Origin of the sequence: Micromonospora sp. CPCC 205739 (genome assembly GCF_036906795.1) — a bacterium.
Taxonomy (GTDB): Bacteria; Actinomycetota; Actinomycetes; order Mycobacteriales; family Micromonosporaceae; genus Micromonospora.
The window spans coordinates 39,991-53,642 of the sequence record NZ_JBAKHS010000019.1; the positions used below are offsets into that span (position 1 = coordinate 39,991).

Below are 13,652 nucleotides of genomic sequence, written 5' to 3' on the forward strand. Positions count from 1 at the left end.
CGTGTCCGGGCTAACCCCCGGCCATCGCGCCGAGGATGATGAACGGTTCCTCGCCGGCGATGACCCGCTCCGGCAGTGGTGCGTCCGGCGAGTCGTTGGAGAGGTCCTCCTCGCAGGCGTAGAAGCGGACGAACGCGCGGCGCTTGCCGCTGTGGCGGTCGCGGATGGTGCCGAGCAGCATGGGGTATCGCGCCTCGAGGGTGTCCAACACCAGGCGCTGGGTGACCCGGCCGGCACCCGGGACCTCGAGACGCACCTCGCCGGTGACGTGAGCCAGGTTCTTCAGGTGGGCCGGGAGGACGACCCGGATCACGGCAGCACCTGGGCTTCCACGGAGAGCACGGCCGGCAGGTCCCGGACGATCGGCGACCAGCTGCCGCCTCCGTCCGCCGAGTGGTAGACCTGACCGCCGGTGGTGCCGAAGTAGATCCCGCACGGGTCGAGCGTGTCGACCGCCATCGCGTCGCGGTACACGTTGACATAGCAGTCGGACTGGGGCAGTCCCCTGGTCAACGGCTCCCAGTCGTTGCCACCGGTGCGGCTGCGGTAGACGCGCAGCTTGCCCTCCGGCGGGAAGTGCTCGGAGTCGCTCTTGATCGGCACGACGTAGATCGTCTCCGGCTCGTGCGCGTGCACCGCGATCGGGAACCCGAAGTCCGACGGCAGGTTTCCGCTGACCTCGCGCCAGTTCGCGCCTGCGTCGTCGCTGCGCATGACGTCCCAGTGCTTCTGCATGAACAGGGTGTCCGGCCGGGTCGGGTGCTGGGTGATGTGGTGCACGCAGTGGCCGACCTCGGCGTCCTCGTCGGGGATCTCCCCGGAACGCAGACCCTTGTTGATCGGCAGCCAACTGGCGCCGGCGTCGTCGCTGCGGAACGCGCCCGCCGCCGAGATCGCGACGTAGATCCGGTCCTTGTTCGCCGGGTCCAGGATGATCGTGTGCAGACACATGCCGCCGGCACCGGGCTGCCATGTCGGCCCGGTCGGGTGCGTACGGAGGGCGGTGAGCTCCTTCCACTTCAGACCGCCGTCGGTGGAGACGTAGAGGGCGGCATCCTCCGCACCGGCGTACACGGTGTCGGGGTCGTCGCGGGACGGCTCCAGGTGCCAGATGCGCTTGAACTCCCACGGGCGCGGGGTGCCGTCGTACCACAGGTGCTCACCGACCTCACCGGAGTAGGCAAAGTCGTTGCCGACCGTGTTCCAGGTCCTGCCGCCGTCGTCGGAGCGCTGGATCAGCTGCCCGAACCAGCCGCCGGACTGGGACGCGTAGAGCCGGTTCGGGTCGACCGGAGACCCGTTCAGGTGGTAGATCTCCCAGCCGCCGAAATGAGGTCCGTCGACCGTCCAGTCGCCGCGCCTGCCGTCCGACGTCAACGTGAACGCGCCCTTGCGCGTGCCCACCAGCACCCGTACACCGCTCATGTCCTCATCCTTCCCACTGCGTCTCCTTGGGTAGACCGTCCACCGAGCCGAAAATCGTCGGTCTGGCGTCAGTCGTACTCCCCGGCTACGACGAATCGACGTCTCCGGCCTGTCGGAGGGGCGGGCTAGCGTCGCGCACATGACTGGCCCTGGGGACGTCCCACCCGAGATCCTCCACCGGCTCCGGCCCGTCTGCCGCGGGCTGCCGGAGACCTACGAGGAGCCGGCGTGGGTGGGCACGCGCTGGCGGATCCGCAAACGCACGTTCGCCCACGTGCTCACGGTCGACCCCGACCACCAGGCGGCCTACGCCCGAGCTGCCGCGACCGACCAGCCGATCTGCGTGCTGACGTTCCGGTCGCCCGGCGACGAGATCGCCGGGCTGATCGCCGGCGGCCCCCCGTTCTTCAAGCCGGGCTGGGGCGCCGACGTCGTCGGCATGGTGCTCGACGACCGGGTCGACTGGGACGAGGTCGCCGAACTGCTCACGGAAAGCTACTGCGTCCTGGCGCCGAAGCGGCTGGCCGCCCTGGTCGACCGGCCGATCGATCTCGAGTAGCCGAACTGCGGGCGTCCGACGCCCACGAGTCGCCGGCATCATCGATCACCGCCGTAGGCTCACCGCGTCACGCCACGCCGTCGACAACGATGCTGGGCCTCACGCTAGCCTTCGGCGTAGACGAGGTCCATGGTGTCGGCGCGTCCCGACCAGCGGAGTTCGAGGTGCCAGCAACCGGCCCGCGGCAGGTCGATGATCGACGGGCCGGGACCGCCGGCGACCTCCCGGGTCACCCGCGTGTCGGTTCCGTCCAGCGTCGCGGTGATCGCCAGGGTGGCAGCAGACGCCGGGTCGGACGACGTCGCCGCAGGCGCGGCGACCCAGAGGATCTTGTTGGTGGGCCCCTCGCCCCGGCCCAGCGCCAGCGGGTGCCCGAACAGCACCGCGACGATCTCGCCCTTCGCGCCGACGACGTGCGGGATCCGGGCCTCCCCACTGAACCCGGCGTCCGCCCAGTCCGGCAGGACACCCGTCTCGACCCGTGAGCCGCAGCCCGACGCGGCGCTCGCCGGAGGATTCGCCGGGGCCGTGGTGGCCGGAGCGCCGACCGGCGTGGCTGACCGCCCCGTGGTCGTGCATGCCGCCAGCAGGACCGCCGACCCCAGCAACACCCTGCCCCATGAACCCATCTCGCACCCTCCGGACAAACGTCGTACCCGCTGGCCCCGTTCGTGCCTCCCACCATTCAGGACACCGCTCGGGCCCTCGGGGTTCCCCACCCGATCTGCCGGCTCGACCGTCACCACGACAGCGACCGCCGTCCCTCGCTCAATCCAGTGAGTTGGCGATCTCGATCGCCTCGCCCTTGGTCAGGTCGCCTTCGAGCCGGTAGCTCACGCCGGCCTCCTCCCAGATCAGGGTCGAGGCGGCGAGCCGCGCGCTCTCCACACGGACAGTGCCCGCACGATCCACGTAGGCCAGCGCGTGTGGGCCGCCGATCCAGACCGCGAAGCCAGCGTCGAGCTGGACCCATTCCACTCCTGGCCCGGCGGCCTGCTTCTGGAAGACCGGGTCGAGGCGACCGTCGAAGGCATCGACGCGCAACGCGCCCCCGCGGTAGAGCAGGGTGACCACCCGGTAGGAGCCGGTGCCGTCGACGTCGGCGACCAGCACCTGCTCGGGCGGACCCAGCTTCGTCGGCGGGCGGATCGGGAAGCGGAGCTTCCCCTGCGCCTCGTGGAGGGAGGCGGGCCGCTGCGACGGCAGCGGCGACGGACTGCCGGTGGGCGAGATCGGCGCCGACGACGTGCCGATGATGATTCCGGAGAAGCGCAGCAGCCCCGCCACGGCGTCGGCGAGAGCGGCCCGCCCCGGCGGCAGCACCGCGACGAGCAGGGCGACGAGCGCCACGGCGAGGTAGTAGCGCCACCGGCGGCGCCTTCGCGCGGGCGCGGCCAGTCGGGCGCGTACGCGGTCGGCCACGTCGGGCGCGGCGGGTGTGTCCAGCCACTCGGTGAGGCCACGCAACTCCCGTTCGAGTTCATCCATGGCGCACCTCCTCGCGGTCGAGCAGGGCGCGGAGCTTCGCCAGCGCTCGGGACGTCCGCGACTTCACCGTGCCTCGAGGCCAGCCCAGCATCGTCACCGTCTCCTCCTCGCTGAGGTCGAGGAGGAACCGGCACACGATCACCTCACGGTCCTTCACCGGCAGCAGCCGCAGGGCCCGCACCAGCGTGGCCCGGCGCTCGGCGGCGAGGACGCCGCCCACCGCGCCGTCCTCGGCGATCTGCGACTCCGGGTTCGCCGCCGCGGCCCGCAGGACGAGTCCGTCCCGCCGGCTGCGTGAGCGGTGCATGTTGCGGGTCTCGTTGGCGACGATCGCGAGAAGCCATGCGCGAAAGGACGACTCTCCCCGATAGCGGGACAGCTTGCGGTATGCCTTCACGAACGCCTCCTGGATGACGTCCTCCGCGTCCGAACCCGCGCCGAGCAGGACCGCCGTCCGGTAGGCGGACGCGGTGTGCCGGGCGACCAGGAGGTCGTACGCCCCCAGGTCACCTGCCCGAGCGCCGGTGACGAGCTCGTCGTCGTCCAGTGGAACCTCCAGTTGGATCACCCTCATGACACCGCCCGCACCGGATGGGTTCCAGAGACGGGGGTGGAACCTCGGCGGGTGTGGCGGTGCGATGGGCGTACTGCATCGACCTGCCACATCCGTTCGGTGAGGCGGCCGCGATCGGCCACGCCATGACGATCAGCCCCGACGGCGGTCGGCTCTTCGTCGCCGACGTCACGTCGGGCACCATCGCCGAGATCGACACCGAGGAGCTGAGCGTACGCCGGACAGACACGCAGCCCAGGGGTGTCGGGACCGCACACGCCGCCGCCGACAGCGACCGCCTCTTCATCGGCGCCGGCACGCTGGTACGGACGATGGATCTCACGGGCCCCGGCCGCGCGGCTGACTGGTGGGTCGGCGAACCCGTTTGCGGCCTCGTGCTGAGCCGCGACGGCAGACGCCTCTACGTGGGCCAGAACGATGGCGTGAGCTGGCACGATCCCTGCACGGGCACCGCACTGGGCCGCGTCACTGTCCCCCGCTTCGCCGGCGTGCGCGGTCTGGCCGGACCCGCCTGACCGTGAGGATGTAGTGGGCTCGCGGTGCGAGGAGCCGGGATCCACGCATCTGCCGGAGGCGCGGGCGGCGGTGACCTCGCCGGTTGTCAGCCGGCGCGGTTCAAGGCACGCCTGTTGGTGCGCGCACGCCCGTGCTCGGGGACGCGGTAACCGTCGTCGCCGAGCATCCGGCGCGCCGCGTCGAGTCCGGTCAGCGCCGCCCCGTAGGCGGTCACCTCCCGCTGGAAGTGCTCGACCTTGGCGTACCAGAACTTCAGCTCCGGGTTCATCCCCTTCGCGTTGAGGTAGTTGACGATGTCTTCCTCGGGGGTGATGCCGTGGCGGGCGTAGCAGCGATCGAAGCGGGCCTTCGTCCGCTCGTACTTCTCGCTCATCGCGGTCAGGCTGGCTTCGGCCTCCAGCAGCCTGGCCTGCAGGTACTCCACGTAACCGCGAGGCACCGACAGGCCGGTGCGCGCCGGCCGGGGCACGGACACAGCGGGCATGGCGATCACCCGACCCGGCGGACGACACGTCCGCGCCACATGCGGGAACCGGCCGGCGCGAACGGCCGCCAGCTCCGGGCGCCGGGGCTGGGCAGCCGCCCGGCCGGCGCCTGCGATCGACGAACGGATCCATTCTGGAACGACATGGTGGGCCGCCCTCCTTGAAACGCGATGATGGGGTCGTCTCGCACCGCCGACGGGTCAGGCGGCAGCTCAGCGGCATCGCCGAGGGCCGGGGTACCAACCGGCACGAATCGACGCGGGAAACCGCTCGGGGCAGGCCGCCCCTGACACGCTGCAATGCGTGACGTCCTTTTACCCGCACTCACGGCTGACTATGCATACCCGTCACTTGATGTAGCAGTCGACGACACTGCGGCGTACACACCTTGCCGCCAAGGATTGAATGCTGGTTCAATCCTTGCGTGGCCTACCGGAGCACCGACCGCGTGAGGGCTCGGCTGACCGCTTCCCGGGAACGGATCATCGCCGCAGCCCTGGGAATCATGGCCGAGCACGGGTATGCCGGCTGCTCCGTCGCCGCCGTCGCCGAGCGGGCCGGCCTGGCGACGGGCAGCGTCTACCGCCACTTCCCGACCAAGGCCGACCTGTTCGCCGAGGTGTTCCGCACGGCCTCGCAGCGTGAGGTCGACGCGGTCGCGCGCGCCGCGGCGCTGGAGGCCACCGCCGCCGAGCAGATGTCCGCCGTGGTGCAGACGTTCGCCGGGCGCGCGCTGCAGTCCCCGCGGTTGGCGTACGCCCTGCTCGCCGAGCCGGTCGATCCGGCGGTCGACGCCCAGCGGCTCGTCTTCCGTCGGGCGTACGCCGAACTGATCGCCGGCCACGTCGCGGCCGGTGTGGCGAACGGTGAACTGCCCCCACAGAACCCCGACCTGACCGCGACCGCGCTGGTCGGCGCCCTGGCCGAAGCCATGGTCGGTCCGCTGGCGGCCGGGGTCGCCGGCCCGGACACCATCCCCGCCCTGATCGCCTTCATCCACCGCGCGCTGGGAGTATCGCCGTGACGACGCACGAGGTCTTCAACCAGGTCCCACCGCTGGCCGGCTACGATGCAGCGGACGACCCGGCACTGCTCGACGGGCTCGAGCGGGAGGGCGCCGGCTGGGCCGCCGCCGAGCTGCACGAGCTCGGCCGGCTGGGCGGCAGCGAGCAGGCCATCGAGTACGGGCGGCTGGCCAACGAGCATCCGCCGACCCTGCGCACCCACGACCGCTACGGCCATCGGATCGACGAGGTCGAGTTCCACCCCGCCTGGCACGAGCTGATGCGCACCGCGGTCACGCACGGCCTGCACGCCGCGCCGTGGGCGGACGACCGACCGGGCGCACACGTGGCCCGGGCCGCCAAGTTCTACGCGTGGCGCCCCGACGCCGGCCACGGCTGCCCGATCTCGATGACCTACGCGGCCGTGCCGGCGCTGCGGCACAACCCGGAGCTGGCCGCGCAGTACGAGCGGCTGCTTACCGCCACGACGTACGACTTCGGGCTGCGCTCGCCGCTGACGAAGCGAGGGCTGCTGGCGGGCATGTCGATGACGGAGAAGCAGGGCGGCTCAGACGTCCGCGCCAACACCACCACCGCCCGCCCGGCGCCGGACGGCACCTACCGGCTCGTCGGGCACAAGTGGTTCACCTCCGCACCGATGTGCGATGTCTTCCTCACCCTCGCCCAGGCGCCGGGCGGGCTCACCTGCTTCCTGGTCCCACGCGTCCTTCCCGACGGCACCCGCAACCCGATGCGCCTGATGCGCCTGAAGGACAAGCTCGGCAACCGATCCAACGCCTCGTCCGAGGTCGAATACGAGCACGCGGTCGCCTGGCGCGTCGGCGACGAGGGGCGTGGCGTCCGCACGATCATCGACATGGTCAATCTGACCCGCCTCGACTGCGTCATCGGCGCGGCGGCCGGGATGCGCCAGGGGGTGATCACCGCCGCCCATCACGTCACCCACCGGCAGGCCTTCGGCCGGTACCTCGTCGACCAGCCGCTGATGCGCAACGTGCTGGCGGACCTCGCGGTCGAGTCCGAGGCCGCCACCATTCTCATGATGCGCCTCGCCGGAGCGACCGACCGATCCGCGCGCGGCGACGCCGGCGAGACCGCGTTCAAGCGGCTCGCCCTCGCGGTCGGCAAGTACTGGGTCTGCAAGCGCTGGCCGGCACACGCCGCCGAGGCCCTCGAGTGCCTGGGCGGCAACGGCTACGTCGAGGAGTCGGGCATGCCGCGGCTGTTCCGCGAGTCGCCGCTGAACTCGATCTGGGAGGGCTCCGGCAACGTCGCCGCACTGGACGTACTGCGCGCTCTCGTCAAGGAACAGCAGGTCATGGAGGCGTTCCAGGCCGAGGTGAGCGCCGCGGCCGGCACCGACGCACGGCTCGACGCCGCAGTCCGCCAGGTGCAGGCCGACCTGTCCTGCCGCGACGACCTCGAACTGCGGGCCCGGCGCGTCGTCGAGCGGCTCGCCCTGGTGCTGCAGGGCTCGCTGCTGGTGCGGCACGGTCACCCCGCCGTCGCCGACGCCTTCTGCGCGTCCCGGCTCGGCGGCGATCACGGCCAGGCGTACGGCACCCTGCCGACCGGCGTCGACTTCGCCGCGATCATCTCCCGCGCCACCCCGAAGGTGAGCTGACCGGAAGTGCGCCGGTGGCCGGCACCGTCCAGACCGGTGTCGGCCGTACCAGACGCGGTAAGGTGCGGCTGGTCAGCCGGACGTCCGCCGCCGGCCCTCGGGACCCGGCGTCAGGTCGCCGGTCGAACGATGGCAAGGAACAGGGCCAGGGCGACGGCCTGGATGCCGGCCACGGTGACGATCACCGCGGTGATCGAGTAGTCGTAGAGGGCGCCGGTGAGCAGCCCGCCGACCAGCGTCGCCGCGCCCAACCCGGCGGCGAAGATGCCGTACGCCGTGCCCCGCCGCGCGGCGGGGACGATGTCGGCGATGGTCGCCCGCATGGTGGATTCCTGGATGCCGAGCACCGCGCCCCAGGCCAGGACCCCGGCGATCACGATCGCCGGGGTCGTGGTGAAGGCAGCCAGCGGGATCAGGGCGGTCAGCACGGGCACCGCGGCCAGTACCCGGACGCCGGCCCGGTCGTACAGCCATCCGGAGGCCAGCGCGGCGAGCGCGTCGACGCCCATCGCGGCGGCGTACACGACCGGGATCACCGCCAGCGGTACGACGTGCCGCGTGGCGAGGTGGAAGCTGAGCACCCCGAAGGTGGCGAAGCCGGCCGTGGTCACCGCCGTGAACGCCAGATAGGTCCAGAACACGCGGGGCAGCCGGCCGCCCGGCGCAGCGGGCGCCGCGCCGGGTCGAGGGCCCGGTTCGAAGCGACGCGGGTCGGGCACGCCGGCGCGTAGCCACAGCAGCAGGAGCATCGCCGCCACGGCGGGTACGGCCAGGGCGAGGAACGCGGGCCGGTAGTTGTGGGCGGTCGCGGCCAGTACGGCGGCGACCAGCAGCGGCCCCGCCACGCCGCCGGCCTGGTCGAGCGCCTCATGGACGGCGAAGCCCTTGCCGCGGCCGACTGCCGCAGCGGCGTGCGAGAGCATGACGTCCCTCGCCGGGCCGCGGATCGCCTTGCCTGCGCGCTCCGCGACGAACAGCGCCGCAGCCAGCCACAGCGCGGTGGCCAGCCCGAGAGCGGGCACGGCGACCATGGTCACGGCATAGCCGACCAGGAGGAGCGGCCAGTAGGCGCGGGTCCGGTCCGCGAGGGGGCCGGTGGCCAGCCGCCCGGCCAGGGCGGTCGCCTCGCCGGCGCCGGTGACCAGCCCGACGACGGTCGCGGACGCGCCGAAGGTGGCCAGATAGGGGCCGATGACCGACCGGGCGCCCTCGTACACCACGTCCGACAGCAGGCTGACCACGCCGAAGGCGGTCACGAACCGCCACGGCGTCCACCTGATGGTGAGCGCGGTGACTCTCACCCGTGCAGTCTGGCGGACCGGCAAGCCGGCCGGGCGTGGATCGGCCCAGCGGCCCCAGTCTGCCGACGAGCTGCTCAGCTGTTCTGTGGGAAGCCGAGGTTCACGCCGCCGTGGGACGGATCGAGCCACCTGCTGGTGACCACCTTGGCCCTGGTGAAGAAGTGCACGCCGTGCGGCCCGTACGCGTGCGAGTCACCGAACAGTGAGTCCTTCCAACCCCCGAACGAGTAGTACGAGACCGGAACCGGGATCGCCACATTGACGCCGACCATGCCGACCTCGATCTCATGCTGGTACCGCCGCGCGGCGCCGCCGTCGTTGGTGAAGATGGCGGTGCCGTTCCCGTACGGGTTGGCGTTCACCACTTCGACCGCCGCGTCGTAGCTGGGGACCCGTACCACCGAAAGCACCGGACCGAAGATCTCGTCCGTGTAGATGGACATGTCCACGTCGACGTGGTCGAAGAGGGTCGGCCCCAGCCAGAAGCCGGCGTCGTCACCGTCGATCGCATGACCGCGTCCGTCGACCACCAGCTTCGCGCCCGCGGTCCGGCCGGCGTCGAGATACGACCGCACCCGGTCGCGGTGCGCCCCGGTGACCAACGGTCCCATCTCGCAGCCCGGGCGGCGACCGTCGCCGACATGCAGTCCGGCGATCCGCTCGCTGATCTTGCCGACCAGCTCATCGCCGACCGGATCCACCGCCACGACGACGGAGATCGCCATGCAGCGCTCACCGGCCGAGCCGAAACCGGCCGAGACGGCGGCGTCCGCGGCGAGGTCGAGGTCGGCGTCGGGCAGCACGACCATGTGGTTCTTCGCGCCGCCGAGCGCCTGCACCCGCTTGCCGTTGCGCGTACCGGTCTCGTAGACGTACCGGGCGATCGGCGTCGACCCGACGAACGAGACCGCCTTGATCTCCGGATGCTCGAGGATCCGGTCGACCGCCTCCTTGTCGCCGTGCACGACGTTGAACACGCCATCCGGCAGCCCGGCCTCGGCGAAGAGCTCCGCCAGGAAATTCGCCGCGGAGGGGTCCTTCTCGCTCGGCTTCAGCACCACGGTGTTGCCGCAGGCGACGGCGTTGGGCACGAACCACAGCGGCACCATCGCCGGGAAGTTGAACGGGGAGATCACCCCGACCACGCCGAGCGGCTGCTGGATCGAGTACACGTCCACCTGGGTCGAGGCGTTCTCGCTGAACCCGCCCTTGAGCAACTGCGGGATGCCGCAGGCGAACTCCACCGCCTCCAGCGCACGCTGTATCTCGCCCGCCGCGTCGGAGAGCACCTTCCCGTGCTCGGCGGTGATGATCTCGGCGAGGTCGGACTTCCGGGCGTTGAGCAGTTCGCGGAACGAGAACATCACGTTCGCCCGTTGGGCGAGGGAGGCGTTGCGCCACCGGGAGAAGGCTTCGCGGGCGGCGTTGACCGCCTCGTCGACGTCCGAGGCGCTGGCGAAATCGACCTGCCCGCCGACCTGACCCGTCGCAGGGTCGTACACGTCACCCATGCGCTGGGCGATGCCGGTCCATGCCTTGCCGCCGATCCGGTGCGTGATCCTCATGCCGACACCGCCTCAACTGCCTCGGCGAGGATGCCCAGCGCCTCGTCGGCCTCGTCCTCGGTGAGCGTCATCGGCGGCGCCAGCCGGATCACGTTGCCGTGCAGGCCGCCCTTGCCGACCAGCAGTCCGCGACTGCGCGTCTCCTCCAACAGGGCGGTCGCGGCCGCGGGGTGGGGTTCGCCGGCCGGGCCGACGAGCTCGAGGGCGAGCATCAGGCCCTTGCCGCGTACGTCGCCGACCACCGGATGCGTCGCGGCGACCGAGCGAAGGCCATGGAGCAGGCGGTTTCCCAGCTTCGCGGCGTTCGCCTGCAGGTCGTGGTCGATCAGGTAGTTGAGGGTGGCGAGGGCCCCCGCGGTGGAGATCGGGTTGCCACCGAAGGTGGAGATCGAATTGGCCTGCAGGCAGTCCATGAGTTCCGCGCGCGCGACGACACCGCCGATCGCCAGACCGTTGCCGAGTCCCTTGGCGAAGGTCATCGCGTCCGGCACGACGTCGTGCGCCTGGATGCCCCAGAAGTGCTCGCCGGTACGGCCCCAACCGGTCTGGACCTCGTCGGAGAGGAGCAGGATGCCGTACTCGTCGAGCACCTTCCTGAACTCGCGGAACAGGCCGTCGGGCGGGGAGGCGAAGCCGCCCACGCCCTGGATCGGCTCGACGATCATGCACGCCACGTCGCCGGCGGTCGCGGTCTCGATCACCTCGCGCAGGTCGGCGACGCACGCCTTGACGTAATCGGCGTCCGACAGGTCCTTGAAGGGGCTGCGGTACCGGTAGCCACCGTGCACCCAGCTCACCCTGATCGGGCTGAGCTCACTGGCCGACCAGCCGCGGATGCCGGTGATCGCGACGGTGGCGAACGCCCGCCCGTGGTACGAGTTGCGCAGCGCGAGCACCTGCCCGCTGCGCCGGTACTGCGTGGCGAGCATCAACGCGGTCTCATTGGCCTCCGTACCCGAGTTCGTGAAGAACACCTTCGCGTCCGGGATCCCGGACAGCTGCGCGATCTTCTCGGCGAGCTCGACCTGCGACTCGATCAGGTACAGCGTCGAGGAGTGCAGCACGCCGGTGTCGATCTGCGAGCGGACCGCGTCGCTGATCTCGGCCACGTCGTAGCCGACCGAGTTGGTGAGGATGCCGCCGAAGAAGTCGAGGTACGTGCGGCCCTCGCGATCGGTCACCCGGCGACCGTGCGCGCCGGCGATCTCGATCGGCTCCTCGTAGTAGAGGGCCAGCCACTTCGGCAGCACGGACCGGTGTCGATGCAGCAACTCCCGATGCGCCATCGCGTCCTCCGTATCTCGTACCTCAGCCGAGTGTCCCGAGACTCCAGGGTTCGCCGCCACCGACAACCTGTACGGGTCGGCATCGATGGCGCTACGTTGTGTGCATCCGTCGCAGGGGAGGCGGCATGTACCCGACGGTCGCAGAAGCGGTGGCGCTGCCCGTGATCCGGCGCGGTCGGCCACTCGTCGTCGCGGGGTCCGCCGGCATGCAGCGGCCCGTCCGCTGGGTCCATGCGGCGGAGGTCGCCGACATCGCTCATCTGCTGCGCGGCGGCGAGCTCGTGCTGACCACCGGCATCGCGCTGCCGGACGAGGACACGGCACTGACGGCGTACGTGGACGACCTGGCCGCGGTCGGCGCGGCGGGGCTCGTGGTGGAGCTGGTCCGGCGCTGGAGCGACCACGTGCCCGACGCGCTGGTGGCGGCTGCGGACCGACACGGGCTGCCGTTGATCACGCTGGCGCGGGAGACCCAGTTCGTGTCCGTCACGGAGGCGGTCGTGGCGTTGATCGTGGACGCGCAGCTCGCCGAACTGCGGGCGGCTGAGCAGGTGCACGAGACGTTCACCACGCTCACGGTCGCCGGGGCGGAGCCGGCCGAGGTGTTGCGCGAGGTCGCGAGGATCTCCGGGCTGCCGGTCGTCCTGGAGACGCTGGGGCACGACGTGCTCGCGTACGACGCGGCTGGGCAGGACCCGATTGAGCTGCTGACCGACTGGGGGCAGCGATCCCGGTCCGTGGCGGTGTCCCAACGGACCGCCTACGACGAGGAAGCCGGCTGGCTGATCACCGCGGTCGGCGCGCAGGGCGCCGACTGGGGCCGGCTGGTGCTGCTCTCGCCGGCCCCTCCCCCGCACCGTCACGTGGTGGTCGCGGAGCGGGCCGCGTCGGCACTGGCGGTGCACCGGCTCGTGGCGCGGGATCGGGAGAGCCTGGAGCGGCAGACGCACCGGATGCTGCTCGCGCAACTGCTCGGCCAGGCCCTGCCCCCTGCTGATCTGACGACCCGGGCGGCCGCGTTGGGCGTTGCGCTGGAGCGGCGGAAGCTGGTCGGGGTGGCGATCCGCCCGGGAAGCATCACCCCGCGCGCACCCGCACTGGCCACGCAGGAGGTGTTGCGCGACCTCGCGGAGGCCACCGCGTTGGCCGCGCGGCGGGTGAGCGTGCCGGCGTTGGTGGGCGTCGTGGACGACACCAGTGTGCGCGCGTTGTTGTCGTTGCCGGCGCAGGCGGAGGTCGACGCGATCCTGCGGCGGTTGGCCAGGGAAGTGCACCGCTCGGCGGCCGGTGCCGTGGTGGTGGCCGTCGGCACGACGGTGTCGCAGGTGTCCGATGTGCGGCGCAGTCTCGGTGAGGCCGCGCACGTCGCCGGTGCCGCCCTCCGCTCCCGCGGCGCCCAGCTCTACCACCGGCTGGACGACGTGCGACTGCGCGGCCTGCTGCACCTGCTGCGCGAGGACGAGCGCGTCCGGGCCTTCGCTCACCGGGAGCTCGGACCCCTGTTGGCGCGCGATGACAGCCAGGGCAGCCGGCTGCTGGAGCTGCTGCGCTGCTTCTGCGAGCAGGGCGGGAACAAGTCGGCGGCGGCCGCCGGGGCGCACCTGTCACGTACGGCCTACTACCAGCAGCTGTCGCGGATCGCGCAGGTGCTCGGGGTGTCGCTGGAGGACCCGGAGTCGATGTTGTCGTTGTACGTGGCGCTGCTGGTGCACGAACTCGACGAGGCGTGACGGGTCAAGGGTCCGGCAGGAGGCCGAATCCATCCACCGCGGCGATTGACACCTCCGTGCGGGCGTGCCCGTGG

Annotated in this window: 14 protein-coding genes; 5 read left to right on the forward strand and 9 right to left on the reverse strand. The window is 71.5% G+C overall.

What is annotated here, in order from left to right:
* Positions 1–10: 10 nt before the first annotated feature.
* Entirely contained in the window at positions 11–313 is a 303-nt protein-coding gene (locus V6U88_RS23545; RefSeq protein WP_334456212.1) for a MoaD/ThiS family protein, read from the reverse strand.
* Positions 310–1,425: a WD40/YVTN/BNR-like repeat-containing protein gene (locus V6U88_RS23550; protein WP_334456213.1), complete on the reverse strand. Its 1,116-nt coding sequence runs from the start codon at positions 1,423–1,425 to the stop codon at positions 310–312. Before V6U88_RS23550 ends, V6U88_RS23545 begins: the two co-directional genes overlap by 4 nt.
* Before the next feature lie 139 nt (positions 1,426–1,564).
* Here V6U88_RS23550 and V6U88_RS23555 point away from each other — a divergent pair, with 139 nt between their 5' ends.
* Positions 1,565–1,984, forward strand: a complete 420-nt coding sequence (locus V6U88_RS23555; protein ID WP_334456214.1) for an MmcQ/YjbR family DNA-binding protein — start codon at positions 1,565–1,567, stop codon at positions 1,982–1,984.
* 104 nt (positions 1,985–2,088) lie between these two features.
* Here the strand turns inward: V6U88_RS23555 and V6U88_RS23560 are convergent, their stop codons facing one another.
* The 3 genes from V6U88_RS23560 to V6U88_RS23570 all read right to left on the reverse strand — a co-directional run bounded on the left by V6U88_RS23560 (position 2,089) and on the right by V6U88_RS23570 (position 4,046).
* Positions 2,089–2,595 carry a hypothetical protein gene (locus tag V6U88_RS23560; RefSeq protein ID WP_334456215.1) on the reverse strand — a complete coding sequence of 169 codons (507 nt, stop codon included), beginning with the start codon at positions 2,593–2,595 and terminating at the stop codon, positions 2,089–2,091.
* A 157-nt stretch (positions 2,596–2,752) separates the two neighbouring features.
* Positions 2,753–3,472 (reverse strand): hypothetical protein, encoded by a 720-nt coding sequence (locus V6U88_RS23565; protein WP_334456216.1) that lies wholly within the window; start codon positions 3,470–3,472, stop codon positions 2,753–2,755.
* Positions 3,465–4,046 carry an RNA polymerase sigma factor gene (locus V6U88_RS23570; protein ID WP_334456217.1) on the reverse strand — a complete coding sequence of 194 codons (582 nt, stop codon included), beginning with the start codon at positions 4,044–4,046 and terminating at the stop codon, positions 3,465–3,467. The genes V6U88_RS23565 and V6U88_RS23570 overlap by 8 nt, the downstream gene beginning before the upstream one ends.
* A 59-nt stretch (positions 4,047–4,105) precedes the next feature.
* Between V6U88_RS23570 and V6U88_RS23575 the strand changes: the two genes are divergently transcribed.
* The gene (locus V6U88_RS23575; RefSeq protein WP_334456218.1) at positions 4,106–4,561 is read left to right on the forward strand and encodes a YncE family protein; all 456 of its coding nucleotides are present in this window, start codon (positions 4,106–4,108) and stop codon (positions 4,559–4,561) included.
* 86 nt (positions 4,562–4,647) lie between these two features.
* Here the strand turns inward: V6U88_RS23575 and V6U88_RS23580 are convergent, their stop codons facing one another.
* Positions 4,648–5,046, reverse strand: a complete 399-nt coding sequence (locus tag V6U88_RS23580; protein ID WP_334456219.1) for a hypothetical protein — start codon at positions 5,044–5,046, stop codon at positions 4,648–4,650.
* 449 nt (positions 5,047–5,495) lie between these two features.
* Between V6U88_RS23580 and V6U88_RS23585 the strand changes: the two genes are divergently transcribed.
* Together V6U88_RS23585 and V6U88_RS23590 are read left to right on the forward strand one after the other, a co-directional pair.
* The gene (locus V6U88_RS23585; protein ID WP_334456220.1) at positions 5,496–6,071 is read left to right on the forward strand and encodes a TetR/AcrR family transcriptional regulator; all 576 of its coding nucleotides are present in this window, start codon (positions 5,496–5,498) and stop codon (positions 6,069–6,071) included.
* Positions 6,068–7,696: an isovaleryl-CoA dehydrogenase gene (locus V6U88_RS23590; RefSeq protein ID WP_334456221.1), complete on the forward strand. Its 1,629-nt coding sequence runs from the start codon at positions 6,068–6,070 to the stop codon at positions 7,694–7,696. The genes V6U88_RS23585 and V6U88_RS23590 overlap by 4 nt, the downstream gene beginning before the upstream one ends.
* A 110-nt stretch (positions 7,697–7,806) precedes the next feature.
* On the opposite strand, the gene V6U88_RS23595 is transcribed toward V6U88_RS23590, so the two are convergent.
* The 3 genes from V6U88_RS23595 to V6U88_RS23605 form a co-directional block, all read right to left on the reverse strand.
* Entirely contained in the window at positions 7,807–8,997 is a 1,191-nt protein-coding gene (locus V6U88_RS23595) for an MFS transporter (RefSeq protein WP_334456222.1), read from the reverse strand.
* Between the two features lie 74 nt (positions 8,998–9,071).
* Positions 9,072–10,562 (reverse strand): CoA-acylating methylmalonate-semialdehyde dehydrogenase, encoded by a 1,491-nt coding sequence (locus V6U88_RS23600; RefSeq protein WP_334456223.1) that lies wholly within the window; start codon positions 10,560–10,562, stop codon positions 9,072–9,074.
* Positions 10,559–11,848, reverse strand: coding sequence for an aspartate aminotransferase family protein (locus V6U88_RS23605; protein WP_334456224.1), 1,290 nt, complete (start codon positions 11,846–11,848; stop codon positions 10,559–10,561). Before V6U88_RS23605 ends, V6U88_RS23600 begins: the two co-directional genes overlap by 4 nt.
* 125 nt (positions 11,849–11,973) lie before the next feature.
* Between V6U88_RS23605 and V6U88_RS23610 the strand changes: the two genes are divergently transcribed.
* Positions 11,974–13,578 carry a PucR family transcriptional regulator gene (locus tag V6U88_RS23610; protein WP_334456225.1) on the forward strand — a complete coding sequence of 535 codons (1,605 nt, stop codon included), beginning with the start codon at positions 11,974–11,976 and terminating at the stop codon, positions 13,576–13,578.
* Positions 13,579–13,652: the final 74 nt, after the last annotated feature.

What these genes read in the sequence shown, in the direction of transcription:
- V6U88_RS23550 (WP_334456213.1), bottom strand. Translation starts at nt 1,425, where the DNA reads ATGAGCGGTGTACGGGTGCTGGTGGGCACGCGCAAGGGCGCGTTCACG.
- V6U88_RS23555 (WP_334456214.1), top strand. Translation starts at nt 1,565, where the DNA reads ATGACTGGCCCTGGGGACGTCCCACCCGAGATCCTCCACCGGCTCCGG.
- V6U88_RS23565 (WP_334456216.1), bottom strand. Translation starts at nt 3,472, where the DNA reads ATGGATGAACTCGAACGGGAGTTGCGTGGCCTCACCGAGTGGCTGGAC.
- V6U88_RS23570 (WP_334456217.1), bottom strand. Translation starts at nt 4,046, where the DNA reads ATGAGGGTGATCCAACTGGAGGTTCCACTGGACGACGACGAGCTCGTC.
- V6U88_RS23580 (WP_334456219.1), bottom strand. Translation starts at nt 5,046, where the DNA reads ATGCCCGCTGTGTCCGTGCCCCGGCCGGCGCGCACCGGCCTGTCGGTG.
- V6U88_RS23600 (WP_334456223.1), bottom strand. Translation starts at nt 10,562, where the DNA reads ATGAGGATCACGCACCGGATCGGCGGCAAGGCATGGACCGGCATCGCC.
- V6U88_RS23605 (WP_334456224.1), bottom strand. Translation starts at nt 11,848, where the DNA reads ATGGCGCATCGGGAGTTGCTGCATCGACACCGGTCCGTGCTGCCGAAG.
- V6U88_RS23610 (WP_334456225.1), top strand. Translation starts at nt 11,974, where the DNA reads ATGTACCCGACGGTCGCAGAAGCGGTGGCGCTGCCCGTGATCCGGCGC.